The 18,597-nt window shown below is 72.1% G+C and carries 17 protein-coding genes and 1 pseudogene; 12 read left to right on the forward strand and 6 right to left on the reverse strand.

Annotated features, from left to right (window positions below; translation table 11 throughout):
- The first annotated feature begins 184 nt into the window (after positions 1 to 184).
- The 4 genes from OG870_RS20935 (at position 185) to OG870_RS20950 (ending at position 3,740) form a co-directional block, all read left to right on the forward strand.
- A complete protein-coding gene (locus tag OG870_RS20935; protein WP_266516641.1) occupies positions 185 to 1,609 on the forward strand; it encodes an MFS transporter in 1,425 nt (474 codons plus the stop codon).
- A gap of 61 nt (positions 1,610 to 1,670) precedes the next feature.
- Positions 1,671 to 2,183 carry a DUF2771 domain-containing protein gene (locus OG870_RS20940; RefSeq protein ID WP_266516644.1) on the forward strand — a complete coding sequence of 171 codons (513 nt, stop codon included), beginning with the start codon at positions 1,671 to 1,673 and terminating at the stop codon, positions 2,181 to 2,183.
- A gap of 47 nt (positions 2,184 to 2,230) precedes the next feature.
- Positions 2,231 to 2,899, forward strand: coding sequence for a futalosine hydrolase (locus OG870_RS20945; RefSeq protein WP_327691261.1), 669 nt, complete (start codon positions 2,231 to 2,233; stop codon positions 2,897 to 2,899).
- Positions 2,889 to 3,740, forward strand: coding sequence for a 1,4-dihydroxy-6-naphthoate synthase (locus OG870_RS20950; RefSeq protein ID WP_327691262.1), 852 nt, complete (start codon positions 2,889 to 2,891; stop codon positions 3,738 to 3,740). The genes OG870_RS20945 and OG870_RS20950 overlap by 11 nt, the downstream gene beginning before the upstream one ends.
- A 36-nt stretch (positions 3,741 to 3,776) precedes the next feature.
- Here the strand turns inward: OG870_RS20950 and OG870_RS20955 are convergent, their stop codons facing one another.
- On the reverse strand, positions 3,777 to 4,160 hold the full coding sequence (locus OG870_RS20955; protein WP_323178404.1) for a cold-shock protein: 384 nt from the start codon (positions 4,158 to 4,160) through the stop codon (positions 3,777 to 3,779).
- A gap of 165 nt (positions 4,161 to 4,325) precedes the next feature.
- Here OG870_RS20955 and OG870_RS20960 point away from each other — a divergent pair, with 165 nt between their 5' ends.
- Positions 4,326 to 4,574 carry a hypothetical protein gene (locus OG870_RS20960; protein ID WP_266516659.1) on the forward strand — a complete coding sequence of 83 codons (249 nt, stop codon included), beginning with the start codon at positions 4,326 to 4,328 and terminating at the stop codon, positions 4,572 to 4,574.
- Here OG870_RS20960 and OG870_RS20965 read toward each other — a convergent pair.
- A complete protein-coding gene (locus tag OG870_RS20965; protein ID WP_327691263.1) occupies positions 4,553 to 5,218 on the reverse strand; it encodes an HAD family hydrolase in 666 nt (221 codons plus the stop codon). The two genes, OG870_RS20960 and OG870_RS20965, sit on opposite strands and share 22 nt — an antisense overlap.
- 63 nt (positions 5,219 to 5,281) lie before the next feature.
- Entirely contained in the window at positions 5,282 to 6,271 is a 990-nt protein-coding gene (locus OG870_RS20970; protein ID WP_266516664.1) for a hypothetical protein, read from the reverse strand.
- A gap of 354 nt (positions 6,272 to 6,625) precedes the next feature.
- On the opposite strand from OG870_RS20970, the gene OG870_RS20975 reads away from it, so the two are divergent.
- The 3 genes from OG870_RS20975 (at position 6,626) to OG870_RS20985 (ending at position 11,961) form a co-directional block, all read left to right on the forward strand.
- Positions 6,626 to 9,154: a helicase-associated domain-containing protein gene (locus OG870_RS20975; protein WP_266839782.1), complete on the forward strand. Its 2,529-nt coding sequence runs from the start codon at positions 6,626 to 6,628 to the stop codon at positions 9,152 to 9,154.
- A gap of 153 nt (positions 9,155 to 9,307) precedes the next feature.
- On the forward strand, positions 9,308 to 10,204 hold the full coding sequence (locus tag OG870_RS20980) for a UTP--glucose-1-phosphate uridylyltransferase (protein WP_327691264.1): 897 nt from the start codon (positions 9,308 to 9,310) through the stop codon (positions 10,202 to 10,204).
- A 110-nt stretch (positions 10,205 to 10,314) separates the two neighbouring features.
- Positions 10,315 to 11,961, forward strand: a complete 1,647-nt coding sequence (locus tag OG870_RS20985) for a DNA repair helicase XPB (RefSeq protein WP_266583565.1) — start codon at positions 10,315 to 10,317, stop codon at positions 11,959 to 11,961.
- 32 nt (positions 11,962 to 11,993) lie between these two features.
- Here OG870_RS20985 and OG870_RS20990 read toward each other — a convergent pair whose 3' ends face one another.
- Entirely contained in the window at positions 11,994 to 12,179 is a 186-nt protein-coding gene (locus tag OG870_RS20990; RefSeq protein WP_266516672.1) for a hypothetical protein, read from the reverse strand.
- A gap of 343 nt (positions 12,180 to 12,522) precedes the next feature.
- Between OG870_RS20990 and OG870_RS20995 the strand changes: the two genes are divergently transcribed.
- Positions 12,523 to 14,649, forward strand: a complete 2,127-nt coding sequence (locus OG870_RS20995; RefSeq protein ID WP_327691265.1) for a HelD family protein — start codon at positions 12,523 to 12,525, stop codon at positions 14,647 to 14,649.
- 25 nt (positions 14,650 to 14,674) lie between these two features.
- Here the strand turns inward: OG870_RS20995 and OG870_RS21000 are convergent, their stop codons facing one another.
- Both OG870_RS21000 and OG870_RS21005 read right to left on the reverse strand, forming a co-directional pair.
- Positions 14,675 to 15,376 carry a copper homeostasis protein CutC gene (locus OG870_RS21000; RefSeq protein ID WP_266583562.1) on the reverse strand — a complete coding sequence of 234 codons (702 nt, stop codon included), beginning with the start codon at positions 15,374 to 15,376 and terminating at the stop codon, positions 14,675 to 14,677.
- A 96-nt stretch (positions 15,377 to 15,472) separates the two neighbouring features.
- Positions 15,473 to 16,181: pseudogene (locus tag OG870_RS21005) on the reverse strand (maleylpyruvate isomerase family mycothiol-dependent enzyme).
- A 46-nt stretch (positions 16,182 to 16,227) separates the two neighbouring features.
- Here OG870_RS21005 and OG870_RS21010 point away from each other — a divergent pair.
- The 3 genes from OG870_RS21010 (at position 16,228) to OG870_RS21020 (ending at position 18,442) form a co-directional block, all read left to right on the forward strand.
- Positions 16,228 to 16,872, forward strand: a complete 645-nt coding sequence (locus OG870_RS21010; protein WP_266924944.1) for an HD domain-containing protein — start codon at positions 16,228 to 16,230, stop codon at positions 16,870 to 16,872.
- 83 nt (positions 16,873 to 16,955) lie between these two features.
- Entirely contained in the window at positions 16,956 to 17,300 is a 345-nt protein-coding gene (locus tag OG870_RS21015) for a Pepco domain-containing protein (protein ID WP_266516681.1), read from the forward strand.
- Between the two features lie 83 nt (positions 17,301 to 17,383).
- Entirely contained in the window at positions 17,384 to 18,442 is a 1,059-nt protein-coding gene (locus OG870_RS21020) for a GNAT family N-acetyltransferase (protein ID WP_266520391.1), read from the forward strand.
- Positions 18,443 to 18,597 lie beyond the last annotated feature (155 nt).

Here is an 18,597-nt window from a genome sequence, read left to right on the forward strand (position 1 = left end):
GCGCGCGGCCGAGAACGTTCGCCACGACGCGCTACGCACGCTACCTTCTCGCGACCGCTCGGCCTACACCGACGGGACGTTTCCCCCCACGGGCCTGGCAAGTACCGGGGAAATACACAGGAAGTACGCGCCCATACGCGCGGTAACCCCACTACACACAGCTTTCTCGGGGCACTATGACGGAGTGGCAGCCGCAAGGACGCCCCAAGGAGCCACCGGGGTCGGTGGGGTCAAGGGCAGCAGTCGTGGTGGCGGTTCGGGCCGGTTCGGCGGGTCCGTCCGCGCGGTCGGCCGTGCCCTGCACTTCCCGTTCACCGGAACCGCCCGCGGGATCCGGAAGGCGACCCACGCGCACGGCGCCGGCGAGTCCGGCCTCGGCAAACTGATCGAACTGCACGCGGTGAACGGCGCCGGGGACGTCATGATCACCGTCGCCCTCGCCTCCACCGTCTTCTTCTCCGTCCCCACCGACGAGGCACGGGGGCGTGTCGCGCTCTACCTGGCGATCACCATGGCGCCGTTCACGGTGCTCGCCCCGGTCGTCGGCCCGCTCCTGGACCGGCTCCCGCACGGCCGCCGCGCCGCGATGGCCGGCTCGATGCTCGCCCGGGCGCTGCTCGCGCTGATCATCGCCGGGGCCGTCTCCACCGGCAGCCTGGAGCTGTATCCGGCCGCGCTGGGCGTACTGGTCGCGTCGAAGGCGTACGGGGTGGTCAGAAGCGCGGTCGTGCCCCGGCTGCTGCCACCCAACTTCTCCCTCGTGAAGGCCAACTCCCGGGTCACGCTCGGCGGGCTCCTCGCCACCGGTGTCGCGGCGCCCATCGGGGCGGGCCTGCATGCCATCGGCCCGCGCTGGCCGCTGTACGGCGCCTTCGTGATCTACATCTGGGGCATGTTCCTGTCCTTCACCCTGCCGCCGAAGGTCGACTCGGCCAAGGGCGAGGACACGGCGCTGCTCGCGGCGGACGCGGACCATCTGCACGGGCCGCACCTCAAGCCGGTGAAGCGGCCCGGCCTGCGCACGGTCGGCCTCGCGGTGACCCACGCGCTCGGCGCCAACGCGGCCCTCCGCTGGCTGTCCGGGTTCCTGACCTTCTTCCTCGCCTTCCTGCTGCGCGAGCACCCGCTGACCGGCTCCAGCGCGGCCGTGTCGCTGGGCATAGTGGCCGTCGCGGCGGGCGCGGGCAACGCCCTCGGTACGGCGGTCGGGGCGTGGCTGAGACAGCGGGCGCCGGAGATCATCATCGTGGCGGTCCTGCCGATCGTGCTCGCCGCCGCGATCACGGCCGCGATCTTCTTCGGGGCGTTCCTGGTGGCGTGTCTGGCCGCGTTCGCCGGGTTCTCGCAGGCGCTGGCCAAGCTGTCCCTGGACGCGCTGATCCAGCGGGACGTGCCCGAGACGGTGCGCCCCTCCGCGTTCGCGCGCTCCGAGACCATGCTGCAGATGGCCTGGGTGCTGGGCGGCGCGATCGGCATCGTGATGCCGCTCAACGGGGCGGCGGGCCTGAGCCTGGCGGCCGCCGTCATCGCCCTCGGCTGGGTCACCACCGCCCGCGGGCTGATCGGCTCGGCCCATCACTCGGGCGCCTCGAAGCCCCGCGTGGCGTAACACACAGGCATGCCGCCCCCCACGTGGGGGGAGCGCCGCAGGTGCCCGATAACCTTCGCCCATGACCTCGATGCCACGCGGCGGAGCCGCAAATGTCCGCGCCTCTGTGCGACGCCGCCGCACCGTCGCCGCCGCCGGCGCCGTTTCCGCCGGACTGCTCGTCCTGGCCGCGTGCGACAAGCCGACGCCGGTCTCCACGATCACGGTCGGCCGCTCCTCCGTCAGCGCGCAGGCCACCTGCGGTGGCGAGGGCAAGTCCCTGCAGACCGCGGACCTCGCGAAGTGCCTCAAGGACAAGGACATCAAGTCCATCAAGGTCGACCCCGACGACACCGTCCGCTTCGGCGTCGACCCCGACATCGCCGACAAGCGGTGGACGATCCTGATGAACGGTCAGCCCCTGACCGAGGACAGCGACAAGACCTACCGCACCGTCCCGGGCAGCGTCTTCTTCAACCAGCAGTACGGCGCCACCGGGAACTCCACCCTGGTCACCATCAAGGCGGGCGACGGCAAGAAGAGCGGCAGCGCGGTCACCGGCCTGTGGTCCTTCAAGCTCAAGAAGAACGACTGACCCCGACGTCCGGGCCCTCCATGCCGTCCACGCCGTCGATGCCGCCGATGCGTTCCGTACGCGTCCTCGTGGCCACCGCGGTCCCCGCCGAACGGGACGCGGTGGCCCAGGCGTTCGCAGGTGACGGCCAGGTCGTGATCGCCGCCGGTGTGGGCCCCGCTCTCGCCGCCGCCTCCACCGCGACCGCCCTCACCACCGCCGCCCTGCGGGGCAGCCCGTACGACCTCGTCGTCTCCGCCGGGATCGCGGGCGGTTTCCAGCCCGAGGCCCCCGTCGGCTCGCTCGTCGTCGCCGACGAGATCACCGCGGCCGATCTGGGCGCCGAGACGGCCGAGGGCTTCGTACCGGTCACCGAGCTCGGCTTCGGGACCGTCACCCACCGTCCGCCGGAAGCACTCGTACGAGAGCTCGCGGCCGCCACCGGCGCACGCCCCGGAGTCGTCCTCACCGTCTCCACGGTGACCGGCACCGCCGAGCGCGCCGCAGTGCTCCGTGCCCGCCACCCCCGTGCCCTCGCCGAGGCCATGGAGGGCTTCGGGGTGGCGGAGGCGGCCGCCGCGCACGGTGTGCCCGTGGTGGAGCTGCGCGCGGTCTCCAACCCCGTCGGCCCGCGCGACCGCGGCGCCTGGCGCATCGGCGACGCCCTCGCGGCCCTGACCGAGGCCTTCGGGAAGCTTGCGCCCGTCCTGGAGAGTTGGAAACAACATGACCTCTGAGCACCCACTGCAGATCGCGTACTCGCCCTGCCCGAACGACACCTTCGTCTTCGACGCCCTCGCCCACGGCCGCGTGCCGGACGCGCCCGCGCTCGACGTGACCTTCGCGGACATCGACATCACCAACGGCATGGCCGAGCGCGGCGAGTTCGACGTGCTGAAGGTGTCGTACGCGGTGCTGCCGTACGTCCTCGGCGAGTACGCGCTGCTGCCGTGCGGGGGTGCGCTGGGCCGGGGCTGCGGGCCGCTGGTGCTGACCCGGGAGGCGGGTGGGGCACTCACCGGCCGTACGGTCGCCGTGCCGAGCGAGAGGTCGACGGCGTACCTGCTGTTCCGTCTGTGGGCGGCGGACACGGTCCCCGGCGGGGTGGGCGAGATCGTCGTCATGCCGTTCCACGAGATCATGCCGGCGGTGCGGGACGGAAAGGTCGACGCGGGGCTCGTCATCCACGAGGCGCGCTTCACGTACCAGAACTACGGGCTGCACAAGCTCGCGGACATGGGTGAGCACTGGGAGCACACGACCGGGCTGCCGATCCCGCTGGGCGCGATCATCGCGAAGCGCTCACTGGGCGCCGAGACCCTGACGGGCCTGGCCGACGCTATCCGCACCTCCGTACGCGCCGCCTGGGACGACCCCGAGGCCTCCCGCCCGTACGTCATGGAACACGCCCAGGAGATGGACCCGTCCGTCGCCGACCAGCACATCGGCCTCTACGTCAACGAGTTCACCGCCGACCTCGGCGAGGACGGCTATGCGGCGGTACGGGGGCTGCTGACGCGTGCGGCGGCCGAGGGGCTGGTGCCGCCCCTCGGCCCGGATGCGCTCGAATTTCCGTAGGAGTCACGGGTTTTCGGTATGTCGCGGCTTTCGCGGCTATACGTCCAGCTGATCGGCGACCGCGCGCAGCAGACCCGCGATCTTCGCGCCGGAGGCCTTGTCGGGGTAACGGCCCTTCTCGAGCATCGGCGTGATGTTCTCCAGAAGGGTCGTCAAGTCCTGCACGATGGAGGCCAGTTCGTCCGGCTTCTTACGGGTGGCGGCCGCCACCGAGGGGGTCGGGTCCAGGACGGTGACCGAAAGTGCCTGGTCGCCACGCTGACCGGCGACGACGCCGAACTCGACGCGCTGGCCCGGCTTGAGTGTCTCGACTCCGGCGGGGAGGACCGAGGAATGGACGAAGACGTCACCGCCGTCGTCACGGGAGAGAAAGCCGAAGCCCTTCTCACTGTTGAACCACTTGACCTTGCCGGTTGGCACCGTCTGTCCTCGTCCTCGTACTCGTCGGAAAACTGCTTCGGAAACGGCTCTTGATAGCACTGGGGCGGGTCGTCACGGACCCGCCGGTACCAAGGCTAATGCTCTTCAGGCCGGTGACAAGACGTCGCCGGGTTGTTCCTTCGGGCAGGGAACTACCCTGGTCCGGTGCGTGACAAAACCCAAACGAATTCCGCCGAGCCCGGTGACCGACTGATCCGTGCCGGTGCCATCGTGTTCTTCCTCGGCGCGCTGGCCACACTCGTCACAGTGGCTCCGCTGTTCCTCCACGCGAAGCCATTTCCGACCTACATGTTCGGACTGAGCATGCTCATGGGCGTCGGCTTCCTGATGGCGGGAGCCGGCGTGCTCCAGTCGATGGCAGCGGGCCGCCGTCAGGCGCGCGCCGGGCGGTAGTCCGCGAGCCAGCCGGGGAACTCCATGAGGTCCCCGAGCACGACGTCCGCTCCGGCCGTGCTCAACTCCTCGGCACTGCACGGCCCGGTCGCCACGGCGACGGACAGGGCGTCGGCCTTGCGTGCGCCGCGCACGTCCCCGATGTGGTCACCGACGTAGATCCCGGCCCCGTGCTCGCGCAGCGCCTCCGCCTTCTGCTCGGCCCACAGGTCGCCGACGACCTCGTCGGGGTGGATGCCCAGGTGCTCCAGGTGCAGCTTGGCGTTCGGCTCGTACTTGGCGGTCACCACGATCGCGCGCCCGCCGGCCGCCCGCACGGCGTCGATGGCCTCAGGGGCGCCGGGCATCGCGGGCGTCGAGGCGATGGCGAACGCCGGGTACATCGACCGGTACAGGTCGGACATCTCCACCACCCGGTCCTCGGGGAACCAGTTGATCAACTCCTCGGCGAGCGGCGGCCCGAGCCGCGTCACCGCCAGGTCGGCGTCGATGTACGTGCCCGTCCGCTCGGCCAGCGCCTGGTAGCAGGCGCGGATGCCGGGACGGGAGTCGATGAGAGTCATGTCGAGATCGAAGCCGACGGTCAGGGCGGGGGCGGTCGCGGAGGAAGTCGTGGAGGAAATCGAGGAGGCCATATCGGCCATTGTGCCCAGGCCCTGCGGCGGGCAGTCGGCGGGCCGGTGTGACCTACATCTTCCTCGCGCGGCCTACGCCCTCCGCTGTGACCGCCACACCACGTACAGCGCCGACAGCACCGCCGCCCCGCGCACCACCCAGGGCCAGGTCCCGGCGATCGCGTCGTTCATGTGGCCCTGGGCGATCGGGGTGCCCCAGCGGCCGTCGTTCCTGCCCCACAGCCAGACGAGTCCGGCGGCGAGCGCGAGGCCGGGCATGCCGATGACGGCCCACTTCGACTCGTTCTGGGTCAGGCGGCGGGAGGCGTAGGCGATGAGCCAGCCGAACAGCAGGGCGAACCAGTTGCCGAGGATGGCGCCGACGACGAGCAGTCCGGCGGCGATCAGGAGGAGCGGGTTGCTCCAGCCGCCGGCGGGGAGGGAGAAGCGGCGACGACGGGCGGCCTGCGCCTCGGGCGCGACCTCCTCGGCTTCCACGGCCTTCTCGGCGGCCGGTGGCGGTACCGCTTGTTTCTCCGGCTCCTTCGGCCGCGGTGGCCTGAGCAGATCGGGGATCTCCACGCCGCCGGTGAACCCCGGGACGCTCTCACCGAACGGTGTGCTCTCGACCCGCCACCAGTCGGGCTGGGTCGCACTGCCGCCGAGTTCCTGGGCGCTCGCCGTGTGCGGCGACGAGGGGGCGTCGAAGAAGGCGTCGGCGGGGGCGGGCTTCTCGGGCTGGGCGGGGCGCGGGCGCGGTACGACCCGGCGCAGGCTCTTCGGCAGCCGCCTGCCGTCCTGCGGCTCGTCGTCCCGCTGCACCGGCACCTGGGCGGGGGTCCCCTGCGGGGCGGCGCCGCCGCCCGCGGCCGCCACGACCTCGTCGGGGCTGCCGAGCCGGGAGAGGATGCGGCGGACGGCGGCGGGACTGTCGACGGCAGTCTTCGCCCGGCGCCGATCGATCTCGCCCCGCAGCTCCGACACCAGGCGCATGCGCGCGGCCGACGGCAGCTGACGCTGCTGGGCCACGTCGCCGACGCGGCTCAGATACTCGTAGACGACCTTGTCGCTCTCGATCCCCACGAAGTCCCCTCCGGGGCGGGTGTGTTGGATACCCCCAGACCACGACGTTAGCGCAGGGCAACGACATCCAGCCCACTTCAGCCCACGTCGGCCATTCCATCCCGACCCGCGAGCACGCAGGAGCCCACCTCGCCCAATCCAGCCCGTCCGGCGCACACACGAGCCCACCACGCCCAATCCAGCCCGACCCGCGCGCACACACGAGCCCACCACGCCCAATCCAGCCCGTCCGGCGTTTGAGGACGAGGCCGAAGGCCGACGGGGGTCTGGGGGCGGAGCCCCCAGGGCCGCGAACCCCCACCCACCCGCAGCTACCACGCTCAACCACCACACGTACCCGCTACCGTGAGTCAGATGAGCACCCCGGCCGCTCCGCGTTCACTCGCAGAGGCACTGCGCAACAGGGACGACGCCTCCCTGGCGGAACTGCTGCGCGCCCGCCCCGATCTCATCACCCCCGTCCCCACGGACCTCACCCAGCTGGCGACCCGCGCCGGCACACGCGCATCGGTCGTGCGGGCACTGGAGCGACTGGACCGTTTCGCGCTGCAGTCGGCGCAGGCGCTGGCGGTGGCGCCGGACCCGGCCGGGTATGACGAGCTGCTCGGGCTGCTGGCCGGTGACGACGGCGATGCGGCGGTCGCCACGGCACTCCCCCGCGCCCTCGCCACCCTGCGCGAGCAGGCCCTGGTGTGGGGCGGCGACGACCGGCTGCGGCTGGTGCGGACGGCCCTTGAGCTGCTCGCGCCCTCGCCGCAGCACCCGTCGCCGACGGGACTCGGGCCCACGGTGCAGGAGGCGACGGCGGGCATGTCGCCGGGGCGGATCCAGGAGATCGTCACCGCGGTCGGGCTGCCCTCGACGCACGATTCCGTCTCCGCGGTCGGCTCGCTCGCCGCCCTGTTCGGCGACCGTACCCGGATGGCGGCGCTGCTGGCCGGGGCGCCCGAGGAGTCGCGGGAGGTGCTGGACCGGCTGGTGTGGGGGCCGCCGTACGGGCAGGTCACGGCGGATCCGGCGGCCCGGCTGCGCTGGCTCCTTGACCGCGGGCTGCTGCTGCCGACGGCGCCCGGGACGGTCGTACTCCCTCGTGAGGTGGCCCTGCATCTGCGCGGCGGCCGTGCCCACCGGGTCGTCGAGCCGCGGCCGCCCGCGCTGGAGGTGACGGGCACGCACCGTCCACAGGTTGTGGACGCGACGGCGGCCGGGCAGGCGTACACGGCGCTGTCGACGGTCGAGGAACTGCTGAAGGACTGGGACGAGGGCGGGCCGACCGTGCTGCGGGCCGGTGGGCTCAGCGTGCGTGACCTCAAGCGCACCGCCGTGGCCCTCGACGTGTCCGAGCCGGTCGCCGCCTTCTGGGTCGAACTCGCCTACGCGGCCGGGCTGCTGGCCTCCGACGGCGAGGCCGACGAGCGGTACGCGGCGACCCCGGCCCACGACGAGTGGCTGGAGCAGCCGGCCGCAGAGCGCTGGGCGCGGCTGGCCCACGCGTGGCTGACGGCGACGCGGACGGCGGGCGTGGTCGGGGGGCGGGACGCCAAGGACCGGACGTTGTCGGCGCTCGGACCGGGGCTCGACCGCAGCGCCGCGCCGGAGGTACGGCACCGGGTGCTGACGCTGCTGGCCGGGCTGCCGGAAGGGGCGTCGCCCGCTGCCGCGTCCGTGCTGGAGCGGCTGCGCTGGGAGCGGCCCCTGCGTGGCCCCCAGCAGGACGACGACCTGCGCGGACGGCTCGCCACCTGGGCGCTGTCGGAGGCGGAGATGCTGGGTGTTACGGGGCGGGGCGCGCTGTCGGCGCACGGGCGGGCGCTGCTCGGGGCGCCGGAGCCGAAGAAGTCCCCGTCCGCGGACGGGGACGGGGGCGGGGGACCGGGCGACAAGCTGCCCGTCCACCATGTGCCGGTCGCCCTGGAACCCCTCTCCCCCGCCGAGCAGATCACCGCCTCCGCCGCGGCCGCCCGCCTCCTCGCCCCGATGCTGCCCGAGCCCCTGGACCACGTCCTGCTCCAGGCGGACCTGACGGCGGTCGCGCCCGGTCCGCTGCGGCGGCCGCTGGCCGACATGCTGGGTCTGCTGGCGGACGTGGAGTCGAAGGGCGGGGCGACGGTGTACCGCTTCACGCCGGGCTCGGTGCGGCGCGCCCTGGACGCCGGGAACGCCGCCTCCGACCTGCATGCCTTCCTGGCCGCCCACGCGCGTACCCCGGTCCCTCAGCCGCTGACGTATCTGATCGACGACGTGGCCCGCAGGCACGGGCATCTGCGGGTCGGGTCCGCCTCGGCGTATGTGCGCTGCGACGACGACGCGATGCTGAACGAGATCCTCGCCGACAAGCGCGCCGCGGGCCTGCGTCTGCGCCGCCTCGCCCCGACCGTCCTCGCCACCCAGGCCGACCCCGCGACCCTCCTCGACGGTCTGCGCGCGATGGGCTTCGCGCCGGCCGCCGAGTCGGCGGAGGGTGATGTCCTGATCACCCGTGCCGACGCCCACCGCACCCCGCCCCGCGCCGCGCCCGAGCCGGTCCCGGACGGCCCGCCGACCCCCGACGCGACGCTCCTGACGGCCGCGATCCGGGCGATCCGGGCGGGCGACCTGGCCTCCACGGCCCCGCGCAAGCAGGGCCCCTCGGCCGCACCGGGCGGCGCCCTTCCGCGCACCGGCTCCGCCGAGACCCTCGCCACGATGCAGGCCGCAGTCCTGACCGGCGAGGCCCTGTGGATCGGCTACGTCAACGCCGAGGGCACCGCCAGCCAGCGCGTCATCGCCCCGATCCGCGTCGAGGGCGGCTTCGTGACGGCGTACGACCACACGGCGGACGAGGTACGGACGTATCCGCTGCACCGGGTGACGGGAGTGGCGGAGCTGGCGGACGAGGCGTGAGCCGGGTGCCCTTCGGATGCGATTCCGTGCGCTTCGTCGCAGCTCCACCCGCGTGACCGGAACTGTTCACCCGGGGCTTCCGGCACGGGCTCGCGGGCAGCGTTTCCTGAACGGGACCGGAACCGAGACCGGCTTTTCGACGAAAGGGGCCTCATGGCCACGACGATCCGCCGCGCAGTCATCCCCGCCGCCGGGCTGGGGTCCCGCCTGCTGCCGCTGACGAAGGCGATCCCGAAGGAGATGCTGCCCGTCGGCGACAAGCCCGTCGTCGAGCACACGGTGCGGGAGCTGGTGGCGTCCGGCATCACCGACATCACCATCGTCGTCTCCGGCGGCAAGGGTCTGATCCAGGACCATTTCCGGCCGAATCCGGCGCTCGTGGCCCAGCTGCGGGCGGACGGCAAGGAGGCCTACGCGGACGCGGTGGAGGAGGTCGGCGAGCTGTCCCGGCAGGGCCACATCACCTACCTCGACCAGCACGGCCCGTACGGCAACGGCACGCCCGTCCTGAACGCCGCCCGCAACGTCGGCGACGAGCCGATCCTCGTCCTGTGGCCGGACGACGTGTTCGTGGCCGACGTCCCGCGCGCCCAGCAGCTGATCCGGGCCTACGAGGCGACCAGCTGCCCCGTCCTCGCGCTGCTCCCCATGGATCCGGCCGACTCGCAGCGCTACGGCGTGCCCCGGGTCAAGGAGGATCTCGGCGACGGCCTTCTGCGCATCACCGGCCTGGTCGAGAAGCCGAAGCCGCAGGACGCCCCCTCCGGCTACGCGGCCATCGGCGGCTACGTCATCACGCCGGGCATCGTCGAGGAGCTGCGCAAGCAGACCAAGGCCTGGTACGAGCACCGGACCGGCGAGATCTACCTGACCGACGCGATCAACGCCTACGCCGCCACCAAGGCGGTGTACGGCCAGGTCATCCAGGGCCGCTGGTACGACACCGGCAACCCGCTGGCCTACCTCACCGCCCAGTTCGCCGCCGCGCTGGCCGACCCGGAGTACGGCCCGCCCCTGCGCCGCCTTGCGGAACTCACCGAGGGCTCCTGAAGATCGCGGGCTGCCCGGTGTGACGTGCTCGCCTCCCCGAAAGGAGGCGCGGTACGGCAGACTGGACGTTTGGCCGTCCCCGTCCGGCCGTTCGGAAAGGGTGCCCCCGCGTGAATGGTCCACTCATCGTCCAGTCCGACAAGACCCTGCTCCTGGAGGTCGACCACGAACAGGCCGGCGAGTGCCGTCGGGCCATTGCCGTGTTCGCGGAGCTGGAGCGGGCACCCGAGCACATCCACACCTACCGGGTGACGCCGCTGGGGCTGTGGAACGCGCGTGCGGCCGGGCACGACGCCGAGCAGGTCGTGGACGCGCTCGTGCAGTACAGCCGCTACCCGGTGCCGCACGCGCTGCTCGTCGACGTCGCCGACACGATGGACCGGTACGGGCGGCTGACCCTCAGCAAGCACCCCACGCACGGGCTGGTCCTCACGACCACCGACCGGCCGGTGCTGGAGGAGATCCTGCGCTCGAAGCGGGTCGCGCCGCTGGTCGGCGCGCGGATCGACCCGGACACGGTCGCCGTGCATCCCTCCGAGCGCGGGCAGATCAAGCAGACGCTGCTGAAGCTGGGCTGGCCGGCCGAGGACCTCGCGGGGTACGTGGACGGTGAGGCGCACCCGATCGAGCTGAACGAGGACGGGTGGGCGCTGCGCCCGTACCAGAAGCAGGCCGTGGAGAACTTCTGGCACGGCGGGAGCGGGGTCGTGGTGCTGCCGTGCGGCGCCGGGAAGACCCTCGTCGGCGCCGGGTCGATGGCCCAGGCGAAGTCGACGACGCTGATCCTCGTCACGAACACCGTCTCGGCGCGGCAGTGGAAGCACGAGCTGGTGAAGCGGACCTCGCTGACCGAGGAGGAGATCGGTGAGTACAGCGGGACGCGGAAGGAGATCCGCCCGGTCACCATCGCCACCTACCAGGTGCTGACCACGAGGCGGAAGGGCGTCTACCCGCACCTGGAGCTCTTCGACTCCCGTGACTGGGGTCTGATCGTCTACGACGAGGTGCATCTGCTGCCCGCGCCCGTCTTCAAGTTCACGGCGGATCTGCAGGCGCGGCGGCGGCTCGGGCTGACGGCGACCCTCGTGCGCGAGGACGGACGTGAGTCGGATGTGTTCTCCCTGATCGGTCCCAAGCGGTTCGACGCGCCGTGGAAGGAGATCGAGGCGCAGGGCTACATCGCGCCCGCCGACTGCGTGGAGGTCCGGGTCAACCTCACCGACTCCGAGCGTCTCGCCTACGCCACCGCCGAGACCGAGGAGAAGTACCGCTACTGCGCCACGACCGAGACGAAGCGCAAGGTCACGGAGGCGATCGTGCGCCGGTTCGCGGGTCAGCAGATCCTCGTCATCGGGCAGTACATCGACCAACTCGACGAGCTGGGCGAGCACTTGAACGCGCCGGTCATCAAGGGTGAGACGTCCAACGCCCAGCGGGAGAAGCTCTTCGGCGCCTTCCGGGAGGGCGAGATCAGCGTGCTGGTGGTCTCCAAGGTCGCGAACTTCTCCATCGACCTGCCGGAGGCGACGGTCGCCGTCCAGGTGTCGGGCACCTTCGGCTCACGCCAGGAGGAGGCCCAGCGGCTCGGGCGGGTGCTCCGCCCCAAGGCCGACGGCCACCAGGCGCACTTCTACTCGGTCGTCGCCCGCGACACCCTCGACCAGGACTTCGCCGCGCACCGCCAGCGGTTCCTGGCGGAGCAGGGGTACGCGTACCGGATCGTGGACGCGGACGAGCTGCTGGCGGAGGAGGCGTAGGACTCGGCCCTCGGCCCTCCGCTTGATTGCGGTCACTTACGTCGTACGCCCGCTTCCTCGCCGTACTCGCCGAGTACGACGACGCTGAAGGCCGCGCCCGCGAAGACCTTGATCGCGCGCAGGGCGTCGCCGAGACGGTGGGGGTGGCTGCCCGTGACGGCTGTGGCACCGCCGGGCCGGCCCGGGCCATGGGCTGGGGTGAAGGTTGCTGCGCTCATGTATCCATGGTGGCTCTTAGCACATAAGGCCGGCATCGGCCTGCGGACCGAAGCTCCGCCGCCGCCGCGTACGACTTCGGGCAGAGCAGTCCCTCCCGGGTATGACGGGGACATCCCCTAGGGGACTAGGGGACTAGGGGACTGAGGGACTAGGCGACTGAGGACCGGGGCCCCTGGGCGGCGGAAAACGGTTGGCTTCCGTCTCGGCGTCTGGCCTAGAATCTCCGCTCTTGCCCGCCTCCCTCCACGGAGCGCCGCCGCCCGGCCGGAAACCGGACGGCTTTCCGCCATGCAGCGCCGTCCACCGGCGCCATCCGCACCGCAGGCCTTCGGAGGCATTCCCGTGTCCACGCCCGTCGACGACTCCAAGCCACTCGACGACCCCAAGCCATCCGCTGACGCCAAGCCGTTCGACGACCCCCTCGACCCGCTCTCCCGCGAACGCTCCCACCTCACCGACTCGCGGGCCGCCCTGCGCGCCATGCGTGAGGACGTCGAGTCGCTGGACATCCGCGACGTCACCGCGAACTGGGTCAACGCCGAGGTCCTGGCCCGCCAGATCGACGAGCGCATCAAGGCGCTGGCCGACCTCAGCGACACCCCGCTGTTCTTCGGCCGCCTCGACTACCTGCACCCCCCGGGCGCCGACCGGGCGGAGGGCGCGGACGACGAGCGCCCGCGGCCGGAGGACGCTTATCAAACGCTGTACATCGGGCGCCGGCACGTGCACGACCACGACGGCGACCCGATGGTCATCGACTGGCGGGCACCGGTCTCGCAGCCGTTCTACCGGGCCTCCAAGAAGGACCCACTGGACGTCGCGCTGCGCCGCCGCTTCGGGTACACGGGCGGCGACCTCACGGCGTACGAGGACGAGCATCTCTCCGACCCGGCGGAGGCGGCCCGCACGAGCAAGCTGCTCCAGCAGGAGATCGAGCGCCCGCGCGTCGGCCCGATGCGGGACATCGTCGCGACCATCCAGCCCGAGCAGGACGAGATCGTGCGCAGCGGGCTGGGCGGCACGGTGTGCGTGCAAGGAGGGCCCGGGACCGGAAAGACCGCCGTCGGCCTGCACCGTGTCGCCTATCTCCTCTACGCCCATCGCGAGCGGCTCGCCCGCACCGGCACGCTCGTCATCGGCCCGAACCGGTCCTTCCTGCACTACATCGAGCAAGTTCTGCCCGCCCTGGGCGAGTTGGCTGTCAAGCAGGCCACCGTGGATGACCTCGTGGCGCATGTCGAGGTCAGGGGCGCCGACGAGGCACCGGCCGCGATCATCAAGGGCGACGCGAGGATGGCGGAGGTGCTGCGGCGGGCCGTCCACTCGCACGTCACCCTGCCGACCGAGCCGGTCGTCGTGGTGCGCGGCTCACGCCGCTGGCGGGTGCCCGCGCACGAACTCGGGGACATCGTCCGCGAGTTGCTCGACCGCGGTATCCGTTACGGCGCCGCCCGCGAGGCCCTTCCGCAGCGCATCGCGCACGCCGTGCTGGTGCAGATGGAGCGGTCGGGCGAGGCACCGGACGACCGGGTGCAGGACGCGGTGGCCCGCAACAGCGCGGTCAAGGCGGCGGTGAAGGCGGTCTGGCCGCCGGTCGACCCGGCGAAACTGGTTCTGCGGCTGCTGACGGACGCGGACTTCCTCGCCGTACACGCGGAGGGGTTGTTGAGCGAGGACGAACAGAAGACGATCCTCTGGGCGAAGCCCGTGCGCAGCGCCAAGGCCGCCAAGTGGTCGCCCGCGGACGCGGTGTTGATCGACGAGACGACGGACCTGGTGCAGCGCACGCACTCCCTCGGCCATGTGGTCCTGGACGAGGCGCAGGACCTCTCCCCCATGCAGTACCGGGCCGTCGGCCGCCGCTGCACCACCGGTTCGGCGACGGTTCTCGGTGACCTGGCGCAGGGCACCACGCCCTGGGCGACGAGGAGTTGGGACGAGGCCCTCGCCCACCTCGGCAAGTCGGACGGTGTCATCGAGGAGCTGACGGCCGGTTTCCGCGTCCCGACGGACGTCATCACGTACGCCTCCCGGCTGCTCCCGCACATCGCGCCCGGCCTGACGCCGGTCGCCTCGGTCCGTGAGAACCCGGGCTTCTTCGACCTCCGCCCGATCACCGACACCGCCGAAGTCGTCGCCGCCTGCGAGGAGTTGCTGGGCAACGAGGGCTCGACGGGGCTGATCGTGGCCGACGCCCGCGTTCCTTCCCTGGCGGCGGCGCTGACGGCGGCCGGCATCACCTACCTGGCCCCGGGCGAGGAGACCACCCAGGACACCCGCCTCACCCTGGTCCCGGCGTCGCTCGCCAAGGGCCTGGAGTACGACTACGTGGTCCTGGACGAGCCACAGGCCGTGGTCGACGGAGAGCCGGACGAACGCACGGGCCTGCGGCGACTGTATGTGGCGCTGACCCGAGCGGTCTCCGGCCTGATCGTGACGCACGCGGCGCCGTTGCCGACGCAGCTGTGATGGCCCGCACGTCAGGTGGGCACGTTCAGCGTTCGTCCAGTACGCGACGCCACTGACGCACCGCCTCCGACGCAACCGGTCCGTCCCAGCCCCCCGGCCGTGCCGCACCGCCGATGTGGAACGCGTCGATGCCGGCGGCCTTCAGTCGGGGTACGTGTTCCAGCCGCAGGCCGCCGCCGACCATGATCCGCGGCTCGTAGCCGGGGTCTCCGCGCCGGGCCGCCTCGGTGAGCAGGGTGGGCAGGCCGTCGTCGACGCCCGTGGCCGAGCCGGCCGTGAGGTAGGCGTCCAGGCCGGGCAGTCCGTCGAGCTGCTTGCGCAGGGCGTCGCGGTCCGCGGCCCGGTCGATGGCGCGGTGGAAGGTCCAGCGGCAGCCGTCCAGCTCCCCCACGATCCGCTCCACGGCGTCCAGGTCGACGAGGCCGTCGGGGTCGAGGAACCCGAGCACGAACTCCTCGGCCCCCGCGGCCCGCATCTCCCGGGCGGCCCGGACCAGCCGCGCGACGTCCTCGGGGTCTCCGGCGGCGAATCCGTCCGTCAGCCGCAGCATCACGCGCAGGTCGATGTCGACGGCGGCCCGGATCCCGGCGAAGGTCTCGACCGGCGGGGTCAGCCCGTCGGCCGCCATGTCGGTGACCAGCTCTAGGCGGTCCGCGCCTCCGGCCTGGGCGGCGACCGCGTCCTCGGCACCGAGGGCGATCACCTCCAGGACTGCACGCGTGCTCATAGGACCCCTTCCGTCGGTGTTCCCTGGAGCGGCTACAGGTCTAGTCCAATCTCAGGGTACGACGGGAGGGCGGAGGGCCGCGAGATCGCCCCCCCGTCACCCGAAGATGTTCAGCTCCCCGACATCCGCCCCGACCAGCTCGTACGCCGCGGTTTTCGGCACGGGACGCCCCGAACAGAGCCGTACGAGCGTGGCGGCGTCCCCGATGAAACGGGCCGGCGTCCGCTCGCCGCTCATCTCGCCCAGCAGCAGCGGCTCGTCCACGTCGTCGAGGTCGGCGTGCAGCGGTACGCGGCCCTTCTCCCGGGTGATCCGCGCGAGGAGGGTGAGCGCGTCCGGGAGCCCGGCGCCCCCGTAGGCCCCCGGCTCGCCCCAGACGTCCCGTACGTCACCCGCGTGCACCCTCCCCCACTGCTTTAAAGGCGTGGGGGGACCCCCACCCCAGCGCCACCATGTCCAGCACCCCGCCCGCCTTGGCGATCACCGGCCCGGCCTCGGTCATGCCGCGCTCCAGCTCGTCGACGACCTGCGCGTTCGTCCACTGGGCGCGCTCGGCGATGTCGCGGTCGTTCGACTCGGGCGAGAAGACCCCCTTCTCGAACCGGCTCTCCACGACCCGCATCAGCGCGGACGAGCAGTGCGCGAGCACGTCCCGGACACTCCAGCCGGGACAGGAGCCGGTCAACGTGGCGAAGTCGGCGTCGGGGCGGGTCCGCAGCAGCGGTACGAGCGCGTCGCGTTCCATGGTCAGGAGTCGTCCGGGCAGTTCGGGGTCGCGTACGTCGTGCAGGTCTGCAGTCGTCATGGGGATCACGCCAGGGGTCCGGCGGCAGACACGGGAGAATGCGTGCATGGTCGATCTCGACGCCCTGCGCACCCGCTGGAACCGCGCCCTGGAAGGAGCCCGGCCGCCCGGCGCCGGCCCCGACCCGGCCCCGTACGCCGACAACCTCCTGGCCCGCTGGCAGGAACCGCAGCGGCACTACCACACGCTCGCCCACCTCACAGCGGTCCTGGAGCACATCGACGTACTGGAGAAGTACGCGGCCGACCCCGACGTCGTACGCCTGGCGGCCTGGTTCCACGACGCCGTCTACCTTCCCGAACGGTCGGAGAACGAGGAGCGCTCGGCCCGTCTCGCCGAGCGGGCCCTCCTGGAGGCGGGGGTGTCCGAGGCCAGGACGGCACAGGTCGCCCGGCTGGTCCGGCTCACCGTCACCCACGCCCCCGCCGACGACGACCGCGACGGCCAGGTCCTCTGCGACGCCGACCTCGCGATCCTGGCTTCGCCCCCCTCCGCGTACGCCGCCTACACGGCCGCCGTGCGCGAGGAGTACCACTTCGTGCCCGGAGCCGCCTTCCGCGAGGGACGCGCCGCGGTGCTGCGCCAACTCCTCGATCTGCCACACCTGTTCAGGACGCCGTACGGACAGACGGAGTGGGAGGCGACGGCGCGCTACAACCTGAGCGCCGAGCTGGAACTGCTCACCCAGTGAGTGACGTCCCGCCGTTCCGCCCCCTCAACTGCCCTGCCAGGCCCTAAGGTTGGCCCAACACCGTCACGGGGAGGAACACGCGCATGTCCGACACGAACGAACTCACGGAGCCGAGCCTGTCGTTCTGGGTCACCGCAGTCGAGGACGGCGACGACGACTCGATGGGGCTCTTCGGCGGCGGCAGCGGCAGCGGCAGCGGCGACCCTGTCCTCAGGTCCGTACCGCTCGGCCCCCTGCGCAAGAACCTCGCGGCGACCGTCGACGCCCTCCAGCAGTTGTTCGCCGACGCCGAGGCCCGGGGCGGCACCCTGCCGCTCGCCGAGGCGCAGCTGTCCTTCCAGGTCACCGCGAGCGGCGGCGTCCAGCTCATCGGCACCGGCCAGATGCAGGGAACCCGCGGGCTGACGCTGGTCTTCAAGCGGCCCTGAGAGCAGCCCCGGACCGGCCCGCCACCGCGAAAACCAGGTTCGTTCGGACGCCTGTTTCCCCTACCCTGCACGACATGCGAGACATGGGCGGGGACTACGTGACAGAGTCCGTCGCAGGCTGCCTGGCGGCACTGCGGCCGGCGGTGGAGCGGGACTGGACGAAGGTGAGGGCGGCCGGCCTGGAGTGGAACTGCCATGAGACGGCGGTCCACATCGCGGACGACCTGATCGCGTACGCCGCCAACCTGGCCGGACGCGCCCAGGACGCCTACGTCCCCTTCGAACTCAAACTCGATGAAGGCACCGACAACGCGGGCCTGCTGCACGTGATCGAGACGACCGGCGCCCTGCTCGCCGCGGCCGTGCGCACCGCACCGCGCGAGGCCCGCGCCTTCCACCCGTACCCCTTCCGCAGCGCGAACCGCGAGGGCTTCGCCGCGATGGGCATCGCCGAGGTCGTGCTCCACACTCGCGACCTGGCGGGTGGCCTCGGTCTCGCGTACGAACCCCCGTCCGCTCTCGCCGAGTTCGTCCTCACCCGCCTCTTCCCGCACGTCCAGCCCGGCCCCGACCACTGGCGCACCCTCCTGTGGGCCACCGGCCGCGGCGAACTGCCCGGCCGCACCCCGCTCACCGAGTGGCGCTGGAACAACAACCTGGTCCTTTCCGCCGATCGCCTCACCCTCCAGGGCATCACGCCCGCGGCCGCGCGCGACCTGGTGGCGGGCGGCGACGGCGGCTTCGAGTGGATCGACGGCGGCCCCTTCGACGGCACCCGGGAGGCCTCCGGCTTCCTGCTCAAGGCATACGAAGGGGGCGTGCACCGGCCGGAGTTCGGCGTCTTCGCCCTCGTGAGGCGCGAGGACGGACGGGCGATCGGCGGCATCGGCTTCCATGGCGCCCCCGACGAGGAGGGGCGCGCGGAGATCGGCTACGACCTGGTCGAGGGCGGCCGCGGCAACGGCTACGCGACCGAGGCACTGCGCGCGCTGTCTCAGTGGGCGCTGGCACGGGACGACGTACGCACTCTCTTCGCGACGGTCGAACGGGACAACCTCCCGTCCCAGGCGGTGGTCACCCGCGCGGGGTTCAGGAAGGTGAGCGAGGTCGAGGAGGGGCTCGCCTACGAACTGCGCGACTGAGCCCGCCCCGCGCGACCGGCATCGCACGGCCGTATCGAACCTGGGCTTCGATGGGCGCAACAGCGCTTGTCGGAACTAAAGTTGGCCTCACCAGCAGGCGAAGGGGCGGACGGCATGAGCACAGGCACGACGGACCACACCGGGAAAGCCCCTGG

This window comes from Streptomyces sp. NBC_00461, from assembly GCF_036013935.1.
In the GTDB taxonomy this organism is placed as follows: domain Bacteria; phylum Actinomycetota; class Actinomycetes; order Streptomycetales; family Streptomycetaceae; genus Streptomyces.